The organism is Corynebacterium ureicelerivorans (genome assembly GCF_000747315.1).
Lineage (GTDB): Bacteria > Actinomycetota > Actinomycetes > Mycobacteriales > Mycobacteriaceae > Corynebacterium > Corynebacterium mucifaciens.
The window spans coordinates 750,357-773,099 of the sequence record NZ_CP009215.1 but is presented as its reverse complement, the minus strand read 5'-3'; the positions used below and the strand labels follow the sequence as shown (position 1 = coordinate 773,099).

The window sequence follows — 22,743 nt, the reverse complement described above, 5'->3', positions numbered from 1 at the left end:
TTCATGACTGGTTACACCACCGAAAATCATAAGGACCTCAAGGTCTTCACCGGCCGCGCTCACCCGCAGCTGGCAGAAGCCGTGGCCAAGGAGCTCGGCATCGAGCTCGTGCCCACGACCGCGCGCGACTTTGCCAACGGCGAAATCTTCATCCGCTTCGAAGAATCCGTCCGCGGCGCTGACTGCTTTGTCATGCAGTCCCACGCCCAGCCGCTGAACAAGTGGCTGATGGAGCAGCTCATTATGATCGACGCGCTCAAGCGCGGCTCCGCCAAGCGCATCACGGCGATCCTGCCGTTTTACCCCTATGCCCGCCAGGACAAGAAGCACCGCGGCCGCGAGCCGATTTCCGCCCGCCTGATCGCGGACCTGCTCACCGCGGCCGGGGCCGACCGCATCGTGTCCGTCGACCTGCACACCGACCAGATCCAGGGCTTCTTCGACGGCCCGGTGGACCACATGCACGCCATGCCGATTCTGGTGGACTACATCAAGTCCCGGTACTCCATGGACAACCTCGTCGTGGTCTCTCCGGACGCCGGACGCGTGAAGACGGCGGAAAAGTGGGCCAACATGCTCGGCGACGCGCCCATGGCGTTCGTGCACAAGACCCGTGACATCGATGCGGCGAACAAGGTCGTGTCTAACCGCGTCGTCGGCGACGTCCAGGGCAAGGATTGCGTCCTGCTCGACGACATGATCGACACCGGCGGCACCATCGCCGGCGCCGTCGGGGTGCTGAAGGAGGCCGGCGCGAAGTCCGTCGTCATTGCCTGCACCCACGGCGTGTTCTCCGACCCGGCCCGCGAGCGCCTCAACGACTGCGGTGCGGAGGAGATCATCACCACCGACACCCTGCCGCAGGACACCGAGGGCTGGAACAACCTGACGGTGCTATCCATCGCGCCGCTGCTGGCCAAGACCATCCACGAAATCTTCGAAAACGGCTCTGTGACCACCCTCTTCGAGGGCCAGGCCTAGGCCGCCAGGCCGGAAGGATTTACATGTACAACCGCTACGCGCCGTCGGTGGACTTCACCCCCGACCTGGAGCACACGAAGGCCATGTACGACAACGACGCCACCCTGGAGTTCCTAGGCGCCACCATCACGCGCCTCGAGCCGGGCCTGGCAGAGGGCGAGTTCACTGTGGAGCCGCGCCACGCCAACGGGTTCGGCGTGTGCCAGGGCGGCATCCTGTTCACCTTCGCTGACGCGTTGTTCGGCGGGGCGGCAAACTCCAGGCGCACGGACCCGACGGTCACGGCCCAGTCGGAGATGGTGTACCTCGCTCCGGCGAAGATTGGCCGCACCATCCGCGGGGTGGCGCGGGAGCGCCACACGTGGGGCCGCAACGGCTTGTCCGACGTCACGCTGTACGACGGCGATACCGTGATCGCCGAGTACCGCGGCATGTCCCGCATCACCTCCCGACCCCCGACAGGAAAATAACGTGAGCCTTACAGACCAGGGCCTCAAGCGGGGCGTGAAAAGCCGCCAGTTAATGATGATTGCCTTCGGCTCGTCGATAGGCACGGGCCTGTTTTTGGGCTCCGCGGGCTCGATCCAGTACGCCGGGCCGGCGGTGCTGATCTCCTTCGCCATCGTCGGCGCGATCGTGTACCTCCTCATGCGCATGCTCGGGGAGATGGCCGTCGAGCACCCAGTATCCGGCTCGTTTGCGGCCTACTCTCGCGAGTACATCTCACCCGCCGCCGGCTTCATCACCGGCTGGAACTGGTGGTTTACCACCGTCGTGGTGGGCATGCTGGAGCTGACCGCGATGGGCACGTTCATGGATTACTGGTTCCCGGGCCTGCCGCATTGGCTCACCGCGCTGATTACGCTGCTATTGGTGGTGGGGCTGAACCTGCTGAACGTGCGGGTGTTCGCGGAAACGGAGTACTGGTTGTCCCTGGTCAAGGTGGTCGCGCTGGTGCTCATGATCGTGCTCGGGTTTGTACTTGTCGTGGGCATTGGGCCCGAACCGGCCATCGGGCTGGCCAACATCACCGAGCACGGGGGGTTCATGCCCAACGGCGTGACCGGCGTACTCTTCGCGCTGGTAGCGGTGACGTTTACCTTCGGCGGCATCATGTCCGTGGGCACCGCGGCGGGTGAGGCGGACAACCCGACTACTGCTATTCCGCGCGCGGTGAAGTCGGTGGTGTGGCGCATCCTCGTGTTCTACCTGGGCGGCATCGGCACGATTGTGCTGCTTGCGCCGTGGAACGAACAGGAGAGTAACGTAAGCCCGTTCATCCGCGTACTCACCGGCGTGGGCTTCGGCCCCGCCGCCACGGCCCTCAACGTCGTGATCGTGGTGGCGGTGTTCTCCGTGCTCAACACCATGACGTATTCCGGCGCGCGGATGCTGCGCGACCTGGCCCGCAACGGCCAAGCACCACGGGCCTTCGCCGCGACCAGCGCGAAGGGGCTTCCCACGAGGGCGCTGCTGTTCGACGCAGCGCTTATGGGCATCGTGGTCATCCTGAACTATTTCTTCGAAGGGAAAATCTTCGCGGCCCTTTTGGCCATCATTGTGGGCACCGAGTTGATCACGTGGGCGGGCATTTGCATCTCCCACCTGAACTTCCGCAAACACGAAACGAGCGAGACGTTCCCCGCGCCGTTCTACCCTGTGGCCAACTGGGTGTGCATCGCCTTCTTCGCCACCGTGCTCGTGCTGATGGGTATTCTGCCTGAATACCGTCTGGGCCTTGCCACGCTGACCGGCTGGATTATCGTGCTGGGCCTGATTTCGCTGACCACCCCAAGGAGCCGCCACGCATGATCCGCCCCGACCTTGATTCGCTGCCCGCGTACGTCCCGGGCGTGCGCGACGAGCGCGCTATCAAGCTGTCTTCCAACGAGAGCGCCGAGGAACCGCTGCCGAGCGTGATCGAGGCGATGCGGGCGGCGCTCGGTGGCGTCAACCGCTACCCGGACATGGGCGCGGTGCAGCTGCGCGCGGCGCTCGCCGAGCATCTCGGCGTTGCTGCGGAGCAAGTTGCGGTGGGCACCGGCTCGTCCGCCCTGTGCCAGCAGCTGGTCACCGCGGTCGCGGGGCCCGGCGACGAGGTGGTCTTTCCTTGGCGCAGCTTCGAGGCCTATCCGATCTTCGCCCAGATCGCCGGGGCCACCCCGGTGCCGGTCCCGCTGACCGATGACCACCGCGTGGACCTGCCCGCGCTCGCCGCCGCGGTAAACGACCGCACGAGGCTCATCTTCGTGTGCAACCCGAACAACCCCACCGGCACGACCGTCACCGACGCCGAGTTCGCCGCCTTCATGGACGCAGTGCCGACAGACGTCGTGGTTGCGCTGGACGAGGCCTACTTCGAGTACAACCGGGCCGCCGACACACCCGTGGCCACCGAGGCAATCACCCGTTACCCCAACGTTGTGGGACTGCGCACCTTCTCCAAGGCGTACGGTCTCGCCGGGGTGCGCGTCGGCTACGCCTTCGGCCCGCGGACCGTCATCGAGGCCCTGAACAAGGTCGCGGTGCCGTTTTCTGTCAGTTCGATCGGGCAGGTGGCGGCGCTCGCGTCGCTCGCGGCGACCGATGAGCTGCGTGCGCGGATCGACAGCACCGTGGCGGAGCGGGAACGTGTCGTCGAGAAGCTCGAACTCGCCCCGTCACAGGCGAACTTCGTGTGGCTGCCCGGCGCGGGCCAAGCGCTCGCGGACCGCCTCGCCGCTGAAGGCATACTTGTGCGGGTGTTCCCCGAGGGAATCCGCATGACAGTGACCAACTCAAAAGAAACCGACGTGCTATTGGAGGCATGGAATCGTGCGTAATGAACGGCGCCGCGTCATCGCGGCTACAACTATCGGCACCGCAGTTGAGTGGTACGACTACTTCCTCTACGCCGCGGTCGCCGGCCTGGTCTTCAACAAAGTGATGTTCGGCCCGCTTGGTCCGGCAGCAGCGACCATCGCCAGCTTCCTCACCGTGGGACTGTCCTTCTTATTTCGACCGCTGGGCGCGGTGTTGGCGGGCCACTTCGGCGACCGGCTGGGGCGCCGCGGCGTGCTCATGGTCACGCTGTTCACCATGGGCACCGCGACGGCGCTGATCGGCCTGCTGCCCACGTATGAGACCGCGGGGTGGTTCGCGCCCGCCGCGCTGGTGGTCCTGCGCATTCTGCAGGGCACGTCCGCCGGCGGCGAGTGGGGCTCCGCGGTGCTGCTGGCGGTGGAGCACGCGCCGTCAGATAAGCGCGGTCTCTACGGCGCGGGCCCGCAGGTCGGCGTGCCGGCGGGTCTGCTCTTATCGTCCGGCGTGTTGGCGCTGATGACCGTCATCGCTCCCGGAGATGCGTTCATGCAGTGGGGCTGGCGCGTGCCGTTTCTTCTTTCCATCGGCCTGACGCTGCTTGGATGGTGGATCCGTACCGGCGTTGACGAATCCCCCGTGGTGGAAGAGATGCGCGAAGTCGGGGCCCACAACCCCGTCGGCTCGCTGTTCAAGCGCCACGCCGGTGTGGTCGTCGCCGCCGCATTGATCTTCGCCGCTAACGGCACGGTCGGGTACATGACCACGGGCGGCTACATCCAGAACTACGTCACCGACCCAGACGGGCTCGCGGTGGAGCGCGGCGACATCCTTTGGGCCGTCACGGCTTCGGCCGCGGTCTGGCTTTGCACCACCGCGTTCGCCGGCTGGGTGTCGGACTACATCGGGCGCAGGCGGACGCTCGTCATCGGCTTTATCGTGCAGGCCGCCGGCGTGGCCGCGCTGTTCCCGCTGGTTAACACCGGCTCGGTGGCGACAATTACCGCGGCGCTGATCTTCCTCACCGTCGGCCTAGGGTTGACGTACGGCGAGATCGGTGCGTTCTACGCCGAGCTCTTCCCCGCTTCTGTGCGCGCTTCCGGGGCCTCCATCTCGTACGCGCTGGGCGCGATCCTCGGCGGCGCGTTCGCCCCCACTATCGCGGCGGCGCTGCGCGAGGCAACGGGCGGCACGGCGGCGATCACGGCGTACTTGATGGCGGCGACGCTAACCGGGCTCGTCGTCTCGCTCCTGGTGCGCGACCGGCGCGGCATCCCGCTTGGCCACGAACATGAAGCGCTCCAGGCGAGCGGGCATTTTGTGTGGCAGGACCGCCCTGCTACCCTGTAGCAGTCTCGGCGAGGGCCCACGTGGGGCCGTTATCGACGCGATGAAGATCCTTTTGCGATCACTCGACGAGCACATACCCGTTCAGTGGTCGCAGGCGAGGCCTGTGGCCCTTCCACGAAGAAGGAGTACATCATGGCTATTACCCCCACCGTCATCAAGGGCGAGCGCCGCGAGGAGTTCGGCAAGGGCTCCGCACGCCGCCTGCGCCGCGACGGCAAAATCCCGGGCGTTCTGTACGAAAAGGGCATCGACAACGTCCACTTCGCCGTGGACCGCATCGAGATGACCGCAGTCGTGCGCAACGACGGCACCAACGCCATCGTCGAGCTCGAGCTCGACGGCGAGAAGCTGCTGGCCATGGTCAAGCACGTCGACCAGAACGTGCTCACCCTGGACATCGACCACATCGATCTGTTCGGCATCAAGCGCGGCGAGAAGGTCACCGTCGAGGTTCCGGTTGTCACCGAGGGCGAGGCTGCGCCGGATGCAGTGGTGCTGCAGGAGGCCGACGTGGTGGAGATCGAAATCGACGCCCTGTCCATCCCGGACGAGCTGACCATCTCCATCGAGGGCAAGGAGATCGGCGACACGCTGTACGCGTCCGACCTCCAGCTGCCGGCCGGCGCGGAGCTCATCTCCGACCCGGAGACCCTGCTGGTCAACGTCACCTACCAGGAGGTCGACGAAGAGCTCGAGGCTGCCGCCGCAGAAGCCGAAGAGGGCGGCGCTGAGGCTGGCGCTGACGCCGACGAAACCGTCGAGATCGCCGACGGCGGCGAGGGCGACGAAGGCGCAAACCAGTAAATCCCCCGCCTCTCCCAACGGCCACAGGTGCCTCACCTGTGGCCGTTGTTTTATGCCGGTTATCCTCGTCCGCGTGACTATCTTGATCGTCGGCCTGGGCAATCCGGGCCCGCAGTACGCCGGCACGCGGCACAACGCCGGTGTGTTCGTCGTTGAGGAGCTGCTCGGGCGCGCCACGCCGATGCCGGCACAGCTGGCCGTGCACAAGCGCACCAACACGGAGATCGCGGAGCTGGCGAAGGGGCGCTTGCTTGCCGACGACCATACGGTCCTCGCCCGCACCCGGTCCTTCATGAACGTCTCGGGCGGCCCGGTGAAAGCGCTGATGGACTATTTCAGCGTGAAGCCAGAAGACCTGTACGTGGTCCACGACGAGCTGGACTTGGAGCTCGGCGAGGTGAAGCTGCGCCTCGGCGGCGGCGACCACGGGCACAACGGCCTGAAATCCATCACCAAATCCCTCGGCGGCAAGCCGTACAACAAGGTCGCGGTCGGCATCGGTCGCCCGCCCGGCCGCATGGCGCCCGCAGATTACGTGCTCAAACCATTCAGCGCGAAAGAGCAGGTCGACCTCGCCATCGCCGCCGCGGACGCGGCAGACGAGATCATGCGCGCGATAGGCTAACCCGCATGAAACTCGCAACAATCAGAACCGGTGACACCACCACCGCAGCCCGCATTGTCGGCGACGGGCGGGCGGTCGCCCTCGGCGCCAACGACGTCGGCGCGGTTCTGCGCACCGGGGCGTACGAGGAAGGCGAGGAGTTTACCTTCGCCCCGGCAGATCTCGCCCCGGTCATCCCGCGCCCGGGGAAGATCATTTGCGTGGGCCTGAACTACGCCAAGCACATCGCGGAGATGGGCCACGAGCAGCCGGACGTGCCCACCTTGTTCATCAAGTTCCCCGAGGCACTCATCGGTGCTCACGACGTCGCCGAGGTGCCCGACTTCAACGCCGACGCCCTCGACTTCGAAGGCGAGCTGGCGGTCATCATTGGATCCCGCGCACGCCACGCCACTGACGGGGCGAAGCACATCGCGGGCTACAGCGTGATCAACGATTGCTCCCAGCGCGAGTACCAAAACCGCACGAAGCAGTGGCACCAGGGCAAGTCGCTGGAGAAGACGGCAGGGTTCGGGCCGTGGCTGGACACCGAGTGGCAGCCGGGGCCAGCCATCACCACCACGCTCAACGGTGAGGTGATGCAGCACGCCCCCACCGACGACCTCGTGTTCACGCCCGCCAAGCTGGTGGAGTTCATTTCGCACCTCTACCCGCTTGAGCCGGGCGACGTCATAGCCACCGGCACGCCGGCCGGCGTGGGCCACGCGCGCGACCCGAAGCGGTACTTGCGCGACGGCGACACGGTGCGGGTGGAAATCGAGGGCCTTGGCGCCATCGAGAACACCATGCGCGTGTACTAGGCCAGCACGCCGCTAGCCGGTGAGCATCCGTTCGATCTCCCCTGCCGGCGCGGTGAGGAGCTCGCCGCGGTCTGCGCCGACGAGGCAGTAGTCGTTGGTGCTGGTCATCGGGCGCAGGTATGGGTACGTCGGCGGGAGGTCCGGGTGGGCTCGCGTAAACGCGGTTTCCACCCCGCTCGCCCACCGCCCTGAGAACGCCCGCGTCACCACTGCCGGCGCGTCTGACCGAAGCAGCTCGCGGTTGCGCGGGCTCGTGCCGGCTTCGTCTGCAAGCAGGAACGCGGTGCCGCACGCGACAGGCACGCCTGCCCTTGCCACGTCCTCCGGCCCGCGCACCCCTCCTGCCGCAATGACAGGTCCGTCGACAAGTGTGAGCAGCGCTTCAAGCGAGTCTTGCGCGGGGTCGTCGTGCTGGCTCCAAGTGGCACGGTGGCCGCCGGCTCTCGGGCCCTGGACGATCATGCCGTCGACGCCCCGGCGCGCGGCTTCTGCGATCTCGGCGGGGCTGGTCACCGTTGCCCACGCCTCCGAGCCGACCGCGTGCAACTGCGCGATCTCGCTGCGCGTGAAACATCCGAACGTAGAGGAGACGACGGCGGGGGCGGCGTCGAGGACGAGCGCGAACTTCTCCGCGTAGTTGGACCGCACTGCGGGGGCCGGCTGGCCGAGGCGGCGGGCCACCGAACGGACGTCCGCAGGTGCGGGAGCTGGCTGAGGCACAAAAAGATTTGCGCCGAACGGGGGCTCGCACGCGTTAAGCCAGGCCCGGGCCTGCTCGACGGTGCAGGTGCCGAGCGCGATGAACCCGAACGTCACGGCGTTGACCAGCGCGGGCGTGGACGGCCCGCCCGCCATGGGTGCTGCGATCACACTGGGAAACTCCATGGCTAGAGTATGCGTCATGCTCGGATTCTTCAGGCGCACACCCCCGCCACCGCTGGACGCGGATTGGCTCGTTGTGGGACTGGGCAACCCCGGGGATAAATACGCCGGTACCAGGCATAACGTGGGCTACATGGCGCTGGCTCAGCTCGCTGGCAACCTCGCTCCGGTGCCCGGGGTCAAGGCGCTGGCGCAGGTACGCGACGGTGTCGCCTACGCCCGGTCCACCACGTACATGAACACCACCGGCGAGGCCGTCGGCCCCCTGACGGCGCAGTTCGGCGTGGCCCCGGAGCGGGTGATTGTCATCCACGACGAGCTGGACCTTCCCGCCGGAACCGTGCGCCTGAAGTTCAGCGGCAACGAGAACGGCCACAACGGGTTGAAGTCCATCACCGAGCACCTGGGCACCCGTGACTACCTCCGCGTGCGCGTGGGCATCGGGCGCCCGCCCAGTGGCGTGGCGGTGCCCGATTGGGTGCTCGGCCCCGCAGGCGAAGAGGTGCGGGCGGCCGCCACAGGGGATGCGGTGGACGCAGTGCGCCTGCTCACCTCAGAGGGGCTGCAGAAGGCGCAGAACGCGATCCACGCGCGTTAGGCAGTTGCGTCCTCGAGATCGCTGAGCGCGCGCACGAGTGCGGCCTGCTTGTGCTCGCGCGGGGCGAGATCCGCGCCCTCGGCGTCCTCGCCGTAAATGTTCAGGGCAACCTGGTTGCGGATGTCTGTCATGGACAGGTTGCCCACGATCTGGCGCCAGTGCTCCACCGCGCGCACGCCGCCGTCCGCGCCGTAGCTGACAAAGGCCACGGGCTTGCCCGCCCACTCCCCGAACAGGGAGTCGAAGGCGTTCTTCATCGTCCCCGGCACAGAGTGGTTGTACTCGGCAGTGACAAAGACGTAGCCGTCGCGCGCGTCCACAGCCTCGGACCAGCGGGTCACCGCCGGGTCGTCGTACTGTTTGTTGGCCGCGCCCGGCACGACCTCCGCCACCAAGTGGGGCACGTCGAATTCCGCCAGGTCCAGCAGGCGGTACTCGGCGTCGCGCTCGCCCGCGGCATCCATCACCCAGTTGGCCACCTGCTCGCCGATGCGGCCGCGTCGTACCGATCCAAGAAATACTCCGATTGTTGTCATAGACACGACTGTACTTGGCCGAAGGTGCGTCGATAAGCTAGCTGCCCATGAGCCCTTCGAGCACCGTTTCTGAGGCCGCGCGCCGCCGCACATTCGCCGTCATCGCCCACCCGGACGCCGGTAAGTCGACCATCACGGAGGCGCTCGCGCTGCACGCGCACGTGATCTCGGAGGCCGGCGCGGTGCACGGCAAGGGCAATCGCAAGGCCACGGTCTCGGACTGGATGGAAATGGAAAAGGAGCGCGGCATCTCCGTCGCCTCTTCCGCCCTGCAGTTCGAGTACGCGCCGGACGGGTTCGAGGGTGAGCCGTACGTGATCAACTTGGTGGACACGCCCGGCCACGCGGACTTCTCGGAGGACACCTACCGCGTGCTCTCCGCCGTCGACGCGGCCGTCATGCTTATCGACGCAGCCAAGGGCCTCGAGCCCCAAACCCTGAAACTCTTCCGCGTGTGCAAGGCGCGCGGGCTGCCCATTGTCACCGTGATTAACAAGTGGGACCGCGTGGGCCGCGAGCCGCTCGAGCTTGTGGACGAGATTGTCACCGAGATCGACCTCCAACCCACGCCCCTGTACTGGCCGGTGGGCGAAGCGGGCGACTTCCGGGGCCTCGCCCATGTCGATGCCGCCGGCTCCATCGACGGCTACGTCCATTTCACGCGCACTGCCGGCGGCTCCACCATCGCGCCCGAGGAGCACTACACGGTGGCCGAAGCAGCGGCGAAGGAGGGCGACGTGTGGAACACCGCGGTGGAGGAAGCTGAGCTTCTGCTTGAAGACGGCGCGGTGCACGACCAGCAGCTCTTCGAGCAGTGCGTCACCTCCCCGATCATCTTCGCCTCCGCGATGCTGAACTTCGGCGTGCACCAGATCCTGGACACGCTGTGCGCCATCGCCCCGGCGCCGGAAGGCCGCACCTCCGACCCGAAGGCCGTCGAGGCGTCCACGGCCGCGATGGACGAGCAGCGCGAGGTGGGCGACGACTTCTCCGGCGTGGTGTTCAAAGTGCAGGCCGGCATGGACAAGAACCACCGGGACACGCTTGCGTTCATGCGCGTGGTCTCCGGCGAGTTCGACCGCGGCATGCAGGTCACGCACGCGCAGTCTGGACGCAGCTTCTCCACCAAGTACGCGCTGACGGTCTTCGGCCGCAGCCGCGACACGGTGGACACCGCGTTCCCAGGCGACATCATCGGTCTCGTCAACGCTGGCGCGCTCGCCCCGGGCGACACGATCTACGCCGGCAAGAAGGTCCAGTTCCCGCCCATGCCGCAATTCGCCCCGGAGCACTTCCGCACGCTGCGCGCGAAGTCCCTGGGCAAGTACAAGCAGTTCCGCAAGGCGCTGGATCAGCTCGATGCCGAAGGCGTCGTGCAGGTTCTGCGCAACGACCTGCGCGGCGACGCCGCCCCCGTCATGGCGGCGGTGGGCCCCATGCAGTTCGAGGTCATGCAGGCCCGCATGGAAAACGAGTACAACGTGGAGACCGTCACGGAGCCCATCCCCTATTCCGTGGCGCGGCGCACCGACGCCGAGTCCGCCCCCGAGCTGGGGCGGCAGCGCGGCGTGGAGATTTTCACCCGCACGGACGGCGAGCTCATCGCGCTCTTCGGCGATAAGTGGAAGCTCGCGTTTGTGGAGAAGGAGCACCCGGAGCTGACCATCGAGCCGCTGATCGCGGACTAGCGCCCCCTGTCGCGGGTGAGGAACTCGCGCATGGCGGGCCACTCGCGCTCGATCTGCTCCTGCCCGGCCGCGTAGTTGGCCCGCAGCTTCTCCGCGTCGAGCTCGGTGGATTCGACCCCCATCGCTTCGGGGAAGAAAATGTACGCGTTGCCGGCGTCAGCTTCGTCGATAAGCGACTGCTTCGCAGCGTTGTAGATGCCTGGCCGGGCCACCATGGCGTCGGCGACCTTCGGGGTGCTGCGCAGGATGCGGCGCACGGCGCGCTCGCGCTTTTGCGGCCCCTTAACGTAATCACGCGGGCGGGTGAGCACCGCGAGGAAACGGGTGTAGCCGGCGGCGCGAGCGGCGTCGATAAGCAGACCGCCCGAGGTGCCGAGCGCACCGTCGACGTAGGGCACACCGTCGATCTCTCGCATTTTCATCAGGATCGGCAGCGTCGACGACGTTCGGGCGGCTAGAGCCACGTCGTTCAGGGTGCGCAGGTCCTCGCGGTTAAACGCCACCGTCTCCCCCGTGTCGGCGCGCACCGCCTCAACGTGGACCTCCTCGGTGGTCCGCGAAAACGCGTCGAAGTCGAACGGCAGGACGTCCTCGGATTGCTCGTACGCCCACTCGCCGTTGATCAGGCCCTTGCCCCGCACGACGGAGCGCCAGCCGCCGAATTTGGGGTTGCCCACGAACTCCGTGAACGCGTTTTCAGAGCGCCACGTGTCGCGGGAGGCGAAGTTCAGCGCGTGGACCGAGCCGGCGGAAATGCCGCCGACCCAGCCGAATTGCACGTCCTCAGCGATGAGCTTTTCCACCACGGGGGCGGTGTACGAGTTACGGGTGCCTCCGCCTTCGAAAATGAGGGCGGTGTCGCGGGCGTCAATCATGCCCGCGAGCCTACGCGCGCGGCCACTGCCTCCCCGATAGCCTCCCACGCAACCTCCGCGAATGCCTCGGTGCCAAGTTTGCCGCACCCGTCGGGCAGGTGGCCGAAGTACTCCGCTCCGGTGACTTCTGGCAGCTCCGCCACGTTCAGGCGCGTGGGCAGATCCGGGTCGTCCGGCATGCTGCCGCCGATGAGCCCCAGCACTTCCAGCCCCGCCGCGCGCGTCTGCACGCACGTCAGCTCTGCGAGGTTCAGGCTGCCCAGGCCGAGGGAGGTCACGACCACCAGCGGGGCGTCGACGGCCTTAGCGATGTCCACGAGCGTGTAGTCGTCCGCCAGACGGACAAGCAATCCGCCGGCGCCCTCCACCAGCACGACACGGCCGGGTGCGTCGAGGCTGCGCACCCACTCCGCGACCTCCGCAAGCGGCGGTGTCGCAATCCCCGCCCGCCGCGCCGCCAAGTTCGGCGCGAGTGGCTCCGGGTAACGCCACCGCTCAAGCGTGCGCACACCTGCCAGCTTGGCGACGGCTGACGCATCGCCCTGCCCAGGCGCCTCGCCGGTCTGAATGGGTTTCGCCGCCACGACGTCGATGCCGCGGCGCTGCAAAACGCTCGCGATGGCTGCAGTGGCGACGGTCTTGCCCACATCCGTATTGGTGCCAGTAATCGCGATAATCATTTCCCGTTCTCCTTCGCTGCGGTGTACGCCGCCTGTGTGATGCCCCGGCAAATCTGCGCCACCTCGTCATCGGTGCAGACGTACGGGGGCATGGTGTAGATGAGCCGTCCGAATGGGCGGACCCACACGCCCTGCGCCATCGCCGCCTCAGTGGTCTCGCGCATCGGCACGTCGTCTTCCATCTCCACCACGCCGATGGCCCCGAGGACGCGGACATCTGCCACGCCCGGCGTGTTAGCCAGCGGGCGCAGGCCTTGCTCAAGCCCGGCTTCGATCCTGGCCACCTGTTCGTGCCACTGCCCCTCGGCCACCATGGCGACGGATTCCGCCGCCACCGCGCACGCCAAGGGGTTGGCCATGAACGTCGGGCCATGCATGAGCGCTTTCGGCGCCATGCCGGACGCAATCTTTTCGGTGGCCAGGGTCGCAGCCAGTGTCATGAACCCGCCGGTCATGGCCTTGCCCACGCACATGATGTCGGGCACCACGCCGTTGTCCAGGGTCGTGAACAGGTCGCCGGAGCGGCCGAAGCCGGTGGCGATCTCGTCGGCGATGAGCGGGATACCGGAGGCGTCGCAAAGCTGGCGCAGTCCTTGCACGAGTTCGGGGTCGTGGAAGCGCATGCCGCCCGCGCCTTGGACGACGGGTTCGATGATGACCCCGGCGATGTCGACTGTGATCAGCGAGGCGAACTGCTCCAGGTAGGCCGAGCGCTGCGCTTCGGAGGCGCCGCGCACGGGCGGCGCCGGCGCGAATACCTGGGGTTTGAGGGCGTCACCCCACATGGCGTGCATCCCGCCCTCCGGGTCGCACACGCTCATGGTGGCGAACGTGTCGCCGTGGTAGCCGGAGCGCCAGGTAAGAAATGTGGTGCGCTCGGGATGGCCCTGCCCGATGGCGTACTGCAGCGCCATCTTCATCGCCACCTCCACCGACACGGATCCGGAGTCGGAGTAGAACACCTGGCTGAATGCGCCGCCGGTGATGTCGAGCAGCCGCTTGGTCAGCAGCGCTGCTGGTTGGTGGGTGAGGCCGCCAAACATGACGTGGCTCATTTTCGCCAGCTGCGCTTCAGCCGCCGCGACGAGGCGCGGGTTGCGGTGGCCGTGGATGGCGGACCACCAGGACGACATCGCGTCGATGAGCACGCGGCCGTCGTGGAGCGTGATGCGCGGGCCGGACGCGCTTTCGACGGGGTACGTGAACTGCCCCGGCTCCGCGTATGGGTGCCAGATGTGGGCGGCGTCGATTGCGGCGATTTCGCTAGGGTCCATGGGAGAGGACCCTAGCACCGCCCGTCACTGTTCATAGCCGTTTTTGAACAGTGTTCAACCGCTACGGCGTCAGCGCCCCACCGGTGACTGCGAGCGTCTCGCCGGAGATGTAGGAGGCGGCCTCCGAGGCGAGGAAGACGTACGCGCCGGCGAGCTCCGCAGGCTGGCCCGGACGTCCGATGTCGGAATCCTGCGCGAAGTTGTCCACGACCTCTTCCGGCTGGCCCTCCGCCGGCTGGATCACGGTCCAGATCGGGCCCGGTGCGACGGCGTTGACGCGGATGCCCTTGGACGCCAGCAGCTCGCCCGAGAGGCCCTTGGCAAGGTTGTTGAAGGCGGCCTTGGTCATCGCGTAATCCAGCAGCTCCTTCGACGGGCTGTATGCCTGGACGGAGGTAGTGAAAATGATGGAGGAACCCGGCTCCATGTGCTTGACCGCCTCTTTGGTCACGCGGAACGCGGAGTACAGGTTGGTCCTCATAGTTGCGTCGAAGTCCTCGTCGGAGACGTTGAGCAACCCGTCGTTCCACACCTGGCGCGAAGCGTTGTTGACCAGGAGGTCGATGCCGCCGAGGCCCTCGACGGTCTTTTCTACCGCGGCCACACAGTTGTCCAGCTCTTTCAGGTCGCCGGGAATGGCGACGGCCTTGCGGCCCGCGTCCTCGATGAGCTTCACAATGCGGTCTGCGTCTTCCTGCTCTTCCGGCAGGTAGGCGATGGCCACGTCCGCGCCCTCGCGGGCAAACGCGATGGCGGTGGCGGCGCCAATGCCGGAGTCGCCGCCGGTGATCAGGGCGCGACGGCCCTCGAGCTTGCCGGAGCCGACGTAGGAGTCTTGGCCCAGATCGGGCGCGGTTGCCATCTTGGTTTCAAGGCCGGGGTTGTCCTGGCGCGGCTCGGAGGGGAAATCGGAGGGGTACTTTGTGCGGGGATCGATAAGTGCCATGGCGCCACCCTACCGGCCCTGAGCTGATCAGCCGTCCAGGATTTCTTCGCCCGCGCGGTCGGTCCACCGCCGCATCTGCAGCCGCCAGGCCGCGCCGCTGTTGGACCGCGGCGGTGCCTGGATGCACCGGCGCGAGTCGAACCCAGCCTGCAGCTCCTTTGCCCGCAGCACCTCGGCATCGACCTTCACCCCCATGAGCAGCACGACGTTCATGGCCCACACCAGCACCAGCACCGCCAAGACGGTTCCGAACGCCCCGTACGTGCTGCGCACGCCGACGTAGCGCAGGTACCAGCCGAAACCGACCCAGAGCGCACTCGCCGTCGCGAGCGCCAGTGTGGAGCCGAGGGTGAGCACTCGGAAGCGCCCGGGGCGCACATTCGGGGTGAAGTGGTACAGCACGCTGACCAGCGCCACCGCCACCACCGCGATGACCGGTCCGCGGAGGTAGTCCCACACGGGCAGGAAGATCGAGGTGAGGTATTCCAGCTCGCTCTCTAGCTGCAGCGGGCGGGCGACCGGGCCGAGCACGGCGGTCACGATGCCGTCGGTAAGCAACGCCCCCAGGATGATCACCACCGCGCCGACCACCAGCACGAGGGTGACCAGCCACATCGTTATCCACGTCACGGCGATCGGACGCCCTTCGGTGCGCCCGTACATCAGGTTCGCAGTGCGCGAGAACGAGCGCACGTACCCCGAGGCCGACCAGAGCGAGAACACCCCCGAAACCACCAGCGCGATCGTGCTTTGCGACGGCGTTCCGACAATCGTGAGCAGCAACCTCAGCGCGTCATCCTGCAGCTCCGGCGGCACGTAGGTCTGGATGAGGTCCGCCAGAAGCGAGTCGGGCGCGTCCTCCTTGCGCGGCATGAGCAGGCTGAACATGGAGTACGCGGCGAGGAGCATCGGCGCGACGGATAGCAGGGAGTAGTAAGTCATGGCCGCTGCGCGGTCGACCACGCCGTCATTGGAGAAGTCGGTGACGATGCGCCGCAGCACCGACCGCCAACCCGCCTTGGTCAGCCGGTTGTCGCGCCGAAGCGGGGACTCGTAGTCGTGCGGGGTGACCACCACGTCTCCGGTGCCGTACGGCATGATCAGCTCTGCGCGGTACGTCGTGCCGTTTTCTGCCATGTCCGGCAGCTTATACACTCGCCCACCATGGGACTTCTCAGTCGCGCGCGTCAGCTGCTCGGCCTCGGGCACACTCCCCTCGTGGATGTGCCGGATCGGTTCACACCGTTGGACGTGGAGAGGCTGCAGGTGCACACCGCGAAACTCTCCCCGGACACGGAGGAGAAGATGGTGATTGTGACCACGTCGGCGGACGCGCTCGATTTCCTCGCCACCGGCGACGCTGTGCAGCTGCGGCACCCGGGGGCGCGCGACGTGACGTTTGTGCCGGTGGGCCGCGATTCTGTGCCGGTGCTGGACCCGAAGCTCGGATGGATCATTCCCGTCACCCCGGCCACGGCGGACGAGATCGCCGCGCTGCCGAAAGGCCCAGGCGAACACGAGCTGCACGCGCTGCACCTGGGCCTCATCCTGGTTTAGACCAGCCCGATCCAACTCCAGTACGTTGCCGAAAGAATGAGGATCAGCAGGTAGCCCACGACTGTCAGCGGGATACCCGTGCGCAGGAACTGCTTGGACGTAAACGCGCCCGTGCCGTAGGCGAGCATGTTTTGCGGGGCGGAGACCGGCAGCAGGAAGCCGAAGCAGATGACGAACTGCTGGATGATCACAAACCCGATACCGCCGTTCGGCGCATCCAAGGTTGCCGCGAGCGCGATGAACACCGGGATGAGCGCGGACGCCAGCGAGGTCGCCGATGCGAATCCCAGGTGGATCAGGATATTGAACAGGCTCACCAGCGCGATCGCCGCCAGGATCGGCATGGAGGCGAGACCGATGGCGCCAAAGGTGGATTCCGACAGCCAGGACGCCGCGCCAGTATCCAGCAGGAACTTGCCCAGCGAAATACCGGCCGCGAACACCACGAGGGTGCCCCAGTTGATGTGTTCCTGCGCGTACTTCCAATCCATCACGCCGATGCGGGGCGTGAGCATGATGCCGACGGCAACGATGGTGATGGTCGCGGAACTGATCGGGTGCAGCAGGCCCTCGGTGGCCCAAAACAGCAGCAGCGCGACGGCGACCGCGGTGAGTCGCTTTTCCGCGCCAGTCATGGGCCCCATGTCCGCAAGCTGCTTCTCGACGAGCTCACGCCCGCCCGCAATCGCGTCGGTCTCCGGTTTAATCACCCAGCGCATGATGAAGTACAGCGCGACGGACATGAGCACCGACCACGGTGCCGCCCAGAGGAACCACTGACCCCACGACACGGTCTGGCCCAGCTGGTCTTCGATGAAGCCGACGGCCACGAGGTTTTGCGCCGCAGCCGTCTTAATACCCACGTTCCAGATGGACACGGCCTGCGTCGCGGTGATGACCAGGAGCGCGGCGAGTTTCGATTCTTTTTCCAGGCCGAACGCGGCCACCATGCCCATGAGGATCGGCACCACCGCGCCGGCGCGCGCGGTAGCGGACGGGACGAAAAAGGCCAGAATGATCGAGATGACAATCGCGCCGATGACGATGTTGGAGACCTTCTCCCCCGCCAGCTTCAGCACGTAGAGTGCGAGCCTGCGGTGCAGCCCCGTCGCCTGCATGGCTGTGGCCAGCGCCAGCGCCGCCGCAACGAGGGCAACGGCGGACGAGGAAAAGCCGCTCATTGCGGTGCTCAGGCCTTGCGACGCCCCGACAGCCTCCCCCGTCTCGGGGTCCGTTGCGAAGGTGAGCATGATCGCGATCAGCCCCACGATCATCACCGCGCTGACAGGGTAGGTGACGGCCTCGGTCACCCACATGATCACAGCGAACGCCAGCATGCCCAACGCGATTTTCGCCGGCATGGCCAGCCCGCCGATCGGGATGAGCACGACCGCGGCCAACGCGGCGAAGGCCGCGATGAACGCGACGACCTTGCCGGTGGCGTGCTCGGTCTCCGCTGGTTTCTGGTGAGTGGCCGCCGTGGGCGAGGCTGGCGAGGTCACGATGCTCCTCCTCTGATTCGATTGTCCTACTACCGACCATAACCCGGCCTATAACCCCTGCAAAATGGAATATGCGTACGGTTTTCGCCGGGCCGAGCACCGGGTCGGCGTACCATCGTGGGCATGAATCTGAGCTCTCAGCTGACCTACAACATGCACCACGGCGCAGAGGATCTGCGCATCGTGTTGACGACCGACTTTGTCAACAACTTCCTCCCCCAGTCCTGGCAGGACTCACTGCGCGACCTCAGCTACTCGGTGGTGGGGCTGTGGGATTCGATCGTCCGCGTCGTCTCGTTGCTCCTCTAATTCGGCACCTAATTCGGCACCGCCGCGTCGCAGACGCTTCCGGGGAGGCGCCGCGCCTCCCTTTTTCTATCAGCGACATGTTGCACGCGTTATGCAAGTTTGCATATCGTGTGCAACATGTCTGAATTTCTTTACCGGCTAGGCAGCTGGTCATACAAAAAAGTGTGGCCGTTTTTGGCCGTCTGGTTAATCCTTTTGGGCGCCCTCGGTTTCGGCGCCGTGAATTTTGCAAAATCCCCCAGCCCGACGTTCTCCATGCCGGACATGGACTCCACCGTGACGCAGGAGGAGATGAACGAGCGCTTCGGCAGCGACGAGGACGCGATGAGCGTGCCCAGCGGCACCGTCGTGATCCAGGCGCCGGAGGGGACAACGCTCCAAGACCCGCAGGTGATGGCCGAGGTCGATGCCATGCTCGACGAACTCAAAGCCACCGGCGACTTCCGCGAGCCCGAGGCGATTGTCAACCCCGTACTCGCCGCCGCCGGCATGGCGCAGCAGATGGGTGAAGCCAAGGCTGCGCAGGGCATGCCGCAGGAGCAGATCGACGCTGACCTCGCTGCACTGTCGCCGCTGAGCCCCGACGGGCGCACCGGAACCGTGTCCGTCACGTTCACCGAGGACAACATCATGGACATCCCCGAGGAGACCCTCGGCGACGTCGAAAGCATCCTCGAGCGTTACGACGCCACCGATCTCACCGTGAAATACAGCGGCAACGCGTTCAGCGGTGCCGGCGAAATGAACGGCACCTCGGAAATCATCGGTATGGCCGTTGCCGCGATCGTGCTGCTGGTCACCTTCGGCTCCCTGGTCGCCGCTGGCCTGCCGCTGATCGCCGCCATCATCGGCGTGGGCGTGGGCATCCTCGGCGTGCAGATGGGCACGCTGTTCACCGACTCGATCTCCGACATGACGCCGACGCTCGCGTCCATGATCGGCCTCGCCGTGGGCATCGACTACTCCCTGTTCATCGTGGCCCGCTTCCGCAACGAGCTGATCTCCTCCTCCGGCCTGAACAACCTGTCGCCGAAGGAGCTGGCGCAGGCATTGAAGAAGATGGACAAGGAGCAGCGTGCCCACGCCATGGGTATGGCGCTCGGCACAGCGGGTGGCTCTGTGGTCTTCGCGGGCACGACGGTGCTCATCGCGCTTGCCGCGTTGTCGATCATCCGCATTCCGTTCCTAACCACCATGGCGCTCGCCGCGGCTGCGACCGTCGCGATCGCCGTGCTTGTTGCGCTCACCTTCCTCCCCTCGCTGCTTGGTTTGCTGGGCACCCGGGCATTCGCTATCCGCATCCCGGGCCCGAGAGTCCCCGACCCCGAGGACGAGAAGCCGACCATGGGCCTGCTGTGGGCGCGCCAGATCCGCGCCCGTCCGTGGCTGAACCTCATCGCCGGTGTCGTGCTGCTTGGCATCCTCGCCATCCCTGCCGCGAACCTGCGCTTGGCGATGCCGACCGACGGCACCGCGAAGCTGGGCTCCCCGCAGCGTGAGGCGTACGAGATCGTGAACGACGCCTTCGGCCCCGGCCGCAACGCACCGATGATCGCGTACGTGGACGCCGCCGACGTGGCCGAGCAGGACCGCATGGGCTCCTACCAAGCGCTGCTACAGGACTTCGCTAGCACGGAAGGCGTGGTCAACGCGCAGATCGTGCGCACCACGGACAACTTCGACGCCGCCCAAATCCTGATCACGCCGGATTCCGGCGCCACCGACCAGGCCACCACGGACACGATGGAGCGCCTGCGCGAGTTCAAGCAACCGTTCGAAGACGAAACCGGCGCCACGTTCGGCATCACCGGCATCACACCAATCTTCGACGACATCTCGCAGATGCTTTCCGACGTGCTCGTTCCGTACATCGCGATCGTCCTGGGGCTCGCGTTCATCGTGCTCATGCTGGTGTTCCGCTCCATCTGGGTGCCGCTCATCGCCGCGCTGGGCTTCGGCCTGTCCATGGCGGCAACGTTCGGCGTGACCGTGGCGATCTTCCAGGAGGGCATGTTCGGGCTTATCGAGGACCCGCAGCCGCTGTTGTCCTTCTTGCCCATCATGCTCATCGGCCTGACCTTCGGCCTGGCCATGGATTACCAGGTGTTCCTGGTCACGCGCATGCGCGAAGGCTACGTCTCCCGCGGCAAGACCGCCGGCAACGCGGTGGCCAACGGCTTCAAACACGGTGCCCGCGTGGTCACCGCGGCCGCGCTGATCATGATCTCGGTGTTCGCCGCGTTCGTCCTCATGGACGAGCCGTTCATCAAGGCCATGGGCTTCGCACTCGCGGCCGGCGTGCTCATCGACGCATTCGCGGTGCGCATGACGCTCATCCCCGCCACCATGTACCTGCTGGGCGACCGTGCCTGGAAGATTCCGGGGTGGCTAGATAAGGCGCTGCCGAACCTGGACATCGAGGGGGAGAAGCTCCACCGCGGGCATTCGCAGACGACCGAGCCAGTTACGGTGTAGCCATGAGTCTGCGCGAAGAGAAAAAGGCGGCGACCCGGTGCGCGATCTCGGAGGCAACCGCGGCCTTGCTGCTTGAAGAGGGCACGGCCGCCACCACCGTCGCACGGGTCTCGGAGCGCGCAGGCGTGTCTACCAGAACCTTCCACAATTACTTCGCGGACATCGACGAGGCACTGGAGGCATTCCTGCGCAAGGTGTTCTCCGCCATCGCTGAGCAGCTGGCAGCGCTACCGGCGGAGCTTTCCGTGGCGGAAGCGATCGAGGCGATCATCATCGACGCGCTCAACGAGGACGGCTTCGAGCTGTACTCCGCCTCCACACTCGTGCTCCTCGGGGACCGAGCCCGCGTAGAAGCCGCCGCGCCGCCTGCGGAGGAGACCGTGCGCGAAATCGCGGAGCCGCTCGTGGCGAGCGTTCGGGGCCGCACCCCCGGGGCCACGCCGTTTGACGCCGAGGTGCTGCTCAACGCGTACGGCATCGCGGGGGCTACCGCGGTCAAGGCGTACCTCGCGCTGCCCGAGCCCCGCGACCCCGATGCGGGGCGGGCCCTGGTTCGCCGGGCATTCGAGGTGCTGCGCGACATGCGCTAGCCGCGTTTGATGTTGGCGATCTTCTTGCCGCGGGCCAGCTCGTCGACAAGCAGATCCATCTGGCGGATGGAGCGCATGAGATCGTCGTCAACCTCTTCGACGCGCACCCCGCACACCTTGCCGGTGATCAGCTCGGCGTCGGTGGTGAGCGTGACGGTGCCGAAAAAATCGCGCAGCGTCAGCTCCGAGTTCGCAGCCTGCTGCAGCGCCGCCGCGTCGAGGCCGGTAAACCAGCCCAAAACGTCGTCGAGCTCCTCACGGGAGTGCCCTTTGCGCTCCACTTTTGCCAGGTAGTTGCTGTAAATGTCGCCGAACTGGTAGTTGAAGACGCGCACGAGTTTCGCCTGTTCATCCATGGCGGCAAGCCTATCCCCTCCCCCGGTCCCGCCGCCGATGCGCATTGACGTGTACGCGCTCACGCTTGAGCGCGGCGGGTGGGCGCTTTACTGTCGCAGATACGCGGGAGCAGGGGGCTCCCGGACAACACCCTGGGGGGGGACGAGCAATGACCTTTACCACCTATGAGCTGTACTACCTGGACACGTACGACCAGGAGGCCGCAGACCTTATCGAGGATTTCGACTACGACGAGGACGACGTCGCCTACGAACTCGACAGCGAGTACGTCATCGACAACGGCGTGCGCGTCTGCGTGATCGTCCACGATCTGCGCACGCACGAAGTTGAAATTGCCATGCTGCAACCCGGCAGCCCGCAGGCGCCGGGCTGGTACTCGGCCGAGGACGCCGCCTATGTCGCGGCTGAGCTAGGGCGCGTGCTCGTTGCTGAAGACGACAGCACCGTGCAGGTGGTTGAGCCGCAGGACCCGGCGTTCGCCCTCAAGCGCGGCGCCACGTTCCAGGCGGAAGACATGTCCACCGCGACGCTGGCCATGGTGCAGGACTCGCAAGACAGCGCGCTCTACACCACGTTCTGCATCGAGTTCCGGCCGAACCTCGCCTCCGACTTCGCGTTCCCGGTCGCGGTGTTCGCATTCGACCCGCGGGTTGGGCGCTTGTCGGGGCACATGCTTATCGACGACAACCCGTTCGCCCCGCCCACGTTCAACCGCGCCCAAAAGCACTTGGTGGCCCGCAGGATGAACGACATCTTGGCATCCATCCACGCCGAGCGCACGATCAGCCCGTTCACGAACTTGGGGCCGCAGTTCCGCTCGGAGGGGCTGCCCTCCGTGGAGGCGGTGGACCCCCACCACGCCATCGATCAGGCGTTGGAGTATCTGCAGCGGTGGTGGGCGGAGCGGGCGTCGTAAAGCACCCGTGATCAGGGCACGATAATCGCGCGGCCGGACACCTGCCCGTCGAGCAGCTCCGGGAGCGTGCCCAGGCCGATCACGAGCGCCGCGGAGCCTGCCGTATTCAGCTTCGGCAGCGCCAGCTTGATCGCGTGGTACGGGGTCAGCCCATCGTCGGCGAGGGCGGAGGCCTGCACCGGCCCAGCCGGCTACCTCG

24 protein-coding genes and 1 pseudogene are annotated in these 22,743 nt (G+C 66.4%); 15 read left to right on the top strand and 10 right to left on the bottom strand.

Going from position 1 to position 22,743, the window contains the following annotated elements:
* Window positions 1–3: 3 nt before the first annotated feature.
* From CUREI_RS03950 to CUREI_RS03915, 8 genes are all read left to right on the top strand, one after another.
* A complete protein-coding gene (locus CUREI_RS03950; protein ID WP_038610699.1) occupies window positions 4–981 on the top strand; it encodes a ribose-phosphate diphosphokinase in 978 nt (325 codons plus the stop codon).
* A 23-nt stretch (window positions 982–1,004) separates the two neighbouring features.
* A complete protein-coding gene (locus CUREI_RS03945; RefSeq protein WP_051952189.1) occupies window positions 1,005–1,451 on the top strand; it encodes a hotdog fold thioesterase in 447 nt (148 codons plus the stop codon).
* Between the two features lies 1 nt (window position 1,452).
* A complete protein-coding gene (locus CUREI_RS03940) occupies window positions 1,453–2,793 on the top strand; it encodes an amino acid permease (protein ID WP_038610696.1) in 1,341 nt (446 codons plus the stop codon).
* The gene (gene hisC, locus CUREI_RS03935; protein WP_038610693.1) at window positions 2,790–3,803 is read left to right on the top strand and encodes a histidinol-phosphate transaminase; all 1,014 of its coding nucleotides are present in this window, start codon (window positions 2,790–2,792) and stop codon (window positions 3,801–3,803) included. The genes CUREI_RS03940 and hisC overlap by 4 nt, the downstream gene beginning before the upstream one ends.
* A complete protein-coding gene (locus tag CUREI_RS03930; RefSeq protein ID WP_038610690.1) occupies window positions 3,793–5,130 on the top strand; it encodes an MFS transporter in 1,338 nt (445 codons plus the stop codon). Before hisC ends, CUREI_RS03930 begins: the two co-directional genes overlap by 11 nt.
* 132 nt (window positions 5,131–5,262) lie before the next feature.
* Window positions 5,263–5,934: a 50S ribosomal protein L25/general stress protein Ctc gene (locus tag CUREI_RS03925; protein ID WP_038610687.1), complete on the top strand. Its 672-nt coding sequence runs from the start codon at window positions 5,263–5,265 to the stop codon at window positions 5,932–5,934.
* A 52-nt stretch (window positions 5,935–5,986) separates the two neighbouring features.
* Window positions 5,987–6,559 (top strand): aminoacyl-tRNA hydrolase, encoded by a 573-nt coding sequence (pth, locus tag CUREI_RS03920; protein ID WP_038610685.1) that lies wholly within the window; start codon window positions 5,987–5,989, stop codon window positions 6,557–6,559.
* Window positions 6,560–6,564: 5 nt separating this feature from the next.
* A complete protein-coding gene (locus CUREI_RS03915; RefSeq protein ID WP_038610682.1) occupies window positions 6,565–7,359 on the top strand; it encodes a fumarylacetoacetate hydrolase family protein in 795 nt (264 codons plus the stop codon).
* Between the two features lie 12 nt (window positions 7,360–7,371).
* Here CUREI_RS03915 and CUREI_RS03910 read toward each other — a convergent pair whose 3' ends face one another.
* Complete coding sequence (locus CUREI_RS03910) at window positions 7,372–8,262, bottom strand: NAD(P)H-dependent flavin oxidoreductase (protein WP_038613908.1); 891 nt, start codon at window positions 8,260–8,262, stop codon at window positions 7,372–7,374.
* Between CUREI_RS03910 and pth (CUREI_RS03905) the strand changes: the two genes are divergently transcribed.
* On the top strand, window positions 8,261–8,839 hold the full coding sequence (gene pth / locus CUREI_RS03905) for an aminoacyl-tRNA hydrolase (protein WP_144242410.1): 579 nt from the start codon (window positions 8,261–8,263) through the stop codon (window positions 8,837–8,839). The two genes, CUREI_RS03910 and pth (CUREI_RS03905), sit on opposite strands and share 2 nt — an antisense overlap.
* Here pth (CUREI_RS03905) and CUREI_RS03900 read toward each other — a convergent pair.
* The gene (locus CUREI_RS03900) at window positions 8,836–9,375 is read right to left on the bottom strand and encodes an NADPH-dependent FMN reductase (RefSeq protein ID WP_038610679.1); all 540 of its coding nucleotides are present in this window, start codon (window positions 9,373–9,375) and stop codon (window positions 8,836–8,838) included. The two genes, pth (CUREI_RS03905) and CUREI_RS03900, sit on opposite strands and share 4 nt — an antisense overlap.
* Before the next feature lie 47 nt (window positions 9,376–9,422).
* Between CUREI_RS03900 and CUREI_RS03895 the strand changes: the two genes are divergently transcribed.
* Entirely contained in the window at window positions 9,423–11,063 is a 1,641-nt protein-coding gene (locus tag CUREI_RS03895) for a peptide chain release factor 3 (protein WP_038610676.1), read from the top strand.
* On the opposite strand, the gene CUREI_RS03890 is transcribed toward CUREI_RS03895, so the two are convergent.
* The 5 genes from CUREI_RS03890 to CUREI_RS03870 form a co-directional block, all read right to left on the bottom strand.
* A complete protein-coding gene (locus CUREI_RS03890; protein ID WP_038610663.1) occupies window positions 11,060–11,938 on the bottom strand; it encodes a patatin-like phospholipase family protein in 879 nt (292 codons plus the stop codon). The two genes, CUREI_RS03895 and CUREI_RS03890, sit on opposite strands and share 4 nt — an antisense overlap.
* Window positions 11,935–12,618: a dethiobiotin synthase gene (gene bioD, locus CUREI_RS03885; protein WP_038610660.1), complete on the bottom strand. Its 684-nt coding sequence runs from the start codon at window positions 12,616–12,618 to the stop codon at window positions 11,935–11,937. The genes CUREI_RS03890 and bioD overlap by 4 nt, the downstream gene beginning before the upstream one ends.
* Window positions 12,615–13,892 (bottom strand): adenosylmethionine--8-amino-7-oxononanoate transaminase, encoded by a 1,278-nt coding sequence (locus CUREI_RS03880; protein ID WP_038610657.1) that lies wholly within the window; start codon window positions 13,890–13,892, stop codon window positions 12,615–12,617. The genes bioD and CUREI_RS03880 overlap by 4 nt, the downstream gene beginning before the upstream one ends.
* Before the next feature lie 61 nt (window positions 13,893–13,953).
* Complete coding sequence (locus CUREI_RS03875; RefSeq protein ID WP_038610654.1) at window positions 13,954–14,838, bottom strand: SDR family oxidoreductase; 885 nt, start codon at window positions 14,836–14,838, stop codon at window positions 13,954–13,956.
* A 27-nt stretch (window positions 14,839–14,865) separates the two neighbouring features.
* Complete coding sequence (locus tag CUREI_RS03870; protein WP_038610651.1) at window positions 14,866–15,975, bottom strand: YihY/virulence factor BrkB family protein; 1,110 nt, start codon at window positions 15,973–15,975, stop codon at window positions 14,866–14,868.
* 27 nt (window positions 15,976–16,002) lie between these two features.
* Here CUREI_RS03870 and CUREI_RS03865 point away from each other — a divergent pair, with 27 nt between their 5' ends.
* Entirely contained in the window at window positions 16,003–16,395 is a 393-nt protein-coding gene (locus CUREI_RS03865; RefSeq protein ID WP_038610648.1) for a hypothetical protein, read from the top strand.
* Here CUREI_RS03865 and CUREI_RS03860 read toward each other — a convergent pair.
* Complete coding sequence (locus tag CUREI_RS03860) at window positions 16,392–17,897, bottom strand: SLC13 family permease (protein ID WP_144242409.1); 1,506 nt, start codon at window positions 17,895–17,897, stop codon at window positions 16,392–16,394. The two genes, CUREI_RS03865 and CUREI_RS03860, sit on opposite strands and share 4 nt — an antisense overlap.
* A gap of 123 nt (window positions 17,898–18,020) precedes the next feature.
* Between CUREI_RS03860 and CUREI_RS03855 the strand changes: the two genes are divergently transcribed.
* The 3 genes from CUREI_RS03855 (at window position 18,021) to CUREI_RS03845 (ending at window position 21,271) form a co-directional block, all read left to right on the top strand.
* Window positions 18,021–18,206, top strand: a complete 186-nt coding sequence (locus tag CUREI_RS03855) for a hypothetical protein (protein WP_144242408.1) — start codon at window positions 18,021–18,023, stop codon at window positions 18,204–18,206.
* Window positions 18,207–18,323: 117 nt separating this feature from the next.
* Window positions 18,324–20,681 carry an MMPL family transporter gene (locus tag CUREI_RS03850; protein WP_038610630.1) on the top strand — a complete coding sequence of 786 codons (2,358 nt, stop codon included), beginning with the start codon at window positions 18,324–18,326 and terminating at the stop codon, window positions 20,679–20,681.
* Between the two features lie 2 nt (window positions 20,682–20,683).
* On the top strand, window positions 20,684–21,271 hold the full coding sequence (locus CUREI_RS03845) for a TetR/AcrR family transcriptional regulator (RefSeq protein WP_084768154.1): 588 nt from the start codon (window positions 20,684–20,686) through the stop codon (window positions 21,269–21,271).
* Here CUREI_RS03845 and CUREI_RS03840 read toward each other — a convergent pair.
* The gene (locus tag CUREI_RS03840; protein WP_038610627.1) at window positions 21,268–21,627 is read right to left on the bottom strand and encodes a DUF2200 family protein; all 360 of its coding nucleotides are present in this window, start codon (window positions 21,625–21,627) and stop codon (window positions 21,268–21,270) included. The genes CUREI_RS03845 and CUREI_RS03840 overlap by 4 nt on opposite strands.
* A 149-nt stretch (window positions 21,628–21,776) precedes the next feature.
* Here CUREI_RS03840 and CUREI_RS03835 point away from each other — a divergent pair, with 149 nt between their 5' ends.
* Window positions 21,777–22,544, top strand: a complete 768-nt coding sequence (locus tag CUREI_RS03835) for a hypothetical protein (RefSeq protein ID WP_038610624.1) — start codon at window positions 21,777–21,779, stop codon at window positions 22,542–22,544.
* Window positions 22,545–22,606: 62 nt separating this feature from the next.
* Here CUREI_RS03835 and CUREI_RS12215 read toward each other — a convergent pair.
* Window positions 22,607–22,726, bottom strand: a pseudogene (locus tag CUREI_RS12215) (NAD(P)-dependent alcohol dehydrogenase); the annotation flags it as partial.
* Window positions 22,727–22,743 lie beyond the last annotated feature (17 nt).

Bases quoted from the DNA above. Each gene is read 5' to 3' on its own strand.
- CUREI_RS03840 (WP_038610627.1), bottom strand. From the start codon at position 21,627: ATGGATGAACAGGCGAAACTCGTGCGCGTCTTCAACTACCAGTTCGGC.
- CUREI_RS03880 (WP_038610657.1), bottom strand. From the start codon at position 13,892: ATGGACCCTAGCGAAATCGCCGCAATCGACGCCGCCCACATCTGGCAC.
- CUREI_RS03895 (WP_038610676.1), top strand. From the start codon at position 9,423: ATGAGCCCTTCGAGCACCGTTTCTGAGGCCGCGCGCCGCCGCACATTC.
- CUREI_RS03850 (WP_038610630.1), top strand. From the start codon at position 18,324: ATGTCTGAATTTCTTTACCGGCTAGGCAGCTGGTCATACAAAAAAGTG.
- CUREI_RS03870 (WP_038610651.1), bottom strand. From the start codon at position 15,975: ATGGCAGAAAACGGCACGACGTACCGCGCAGAGCTGATCATGCCGTAC.
- CUREI_RS03845 (WP_084768154.1), top strand. From the start codon at position 20,684: ATGAGTCTGCGCGAAGAGAAAAAGGCGGCGACCCGGTGCGCGATCTCG.
- CUREI_RS03925 (WP_038610687.1), top strand. From the start codon at position 5,263: ATGGCTATTACCCCCACCGTCATCAAGGGCGAGCGCCGCGAGGAGTTC.
- CUREI_RS03865 (WP_038610648.1), top strand. From the start codon at position 16,003: ATGGGACTTCTCAGTCGCGCGCGTCAGCTGCTCGGCCTCGGGCACACT.
- pth (WP_038610685.1), top strand. From the start codon at position 5,987: ATGCCGGTTATCCTCGTCCGCGTGACTATCTTGATCGTCGGCCTGGGC.
- hisC (WP_038610693.1), top strand. From the start codon at position 2,790: ATGATCCGCCCCGACCTTGATTCGCTGCCCGCGTACGTCCCGGGCGTG.
- CUREI_RS03915 (WP_038610682.1), top strand. From the start codon at position 6,565: ATGAAACTCGCAACAATCAGAACCGGTGACACCACCACCGCAGCCCGC.
- CUREI_RS03950 (WP_038610699.1), top strand. From the start codon at position 4: ATGACTGGTTACACCACCGAAAATCATAAGGACCTCAAGGTCTTCACC.
- pth (WP_144242410.1), top strand. From the start codon at position 8,261: ATGCTCGGATTCTTCAGGCGCACACCCCCGCCACCGCTGGACGCGGAT.
- CUREI_RS03890 (WP_038610663.1), bottom strand. From the start codon at position 11,938: ATGATTGACGCCCGCGACACCGCCCTCATTTTCGAAGGCGGAGGCACC.
- CUREI_RS03875 (WP_038610654.1), bottom strand. From the start codon at position 14,838: ATGGCACTTATCGATCCCCGCACAAAGTACCCCTCCGATTTCCCCTCC.
- CUREI_RS03855 (WP_144242408.1), top strand. From the start codon at position 18,021: ATGAATCTGAGCTCTCAGCTGACCTACAACATGCACCACGGCGCAGAG.
- CUREI_RS03835 (WP_038610624.1), top strand. From the start codon at position 21,777: ATGACCTTTACCACCTATGAGCTGTACTACCTGGACACGTACGACCAG.
- CUREI_RS03900 (WP_038610679.1), bottom strand. From the start codon at position 9,375: ATGACAACAATCGGAGTATTTCTTGGATCGGTACGACGCGGCCGCATC.
- CUREI_RS03945 (WP_051952189.1), top strand. From the start codon at position 1,005: ATGTACAACCGCTACGCGCCGTCGGTGGACTTCACCCCCGACCTGGAG.
- bioD (WP_038610660.1), bottom strand. From the start codon at position 12,618: ATGATTATCGCGATTACTGGCACCAATACGGATGTGGGCAAGACCGTC.
- CUREI_RS03910 (WP_038613908.1), bottom strand. From the start codon at position 8,262: ATGACGCATACTCTAGCCATGGAGTTTCCCAGTGTGATCGCAGCACCC.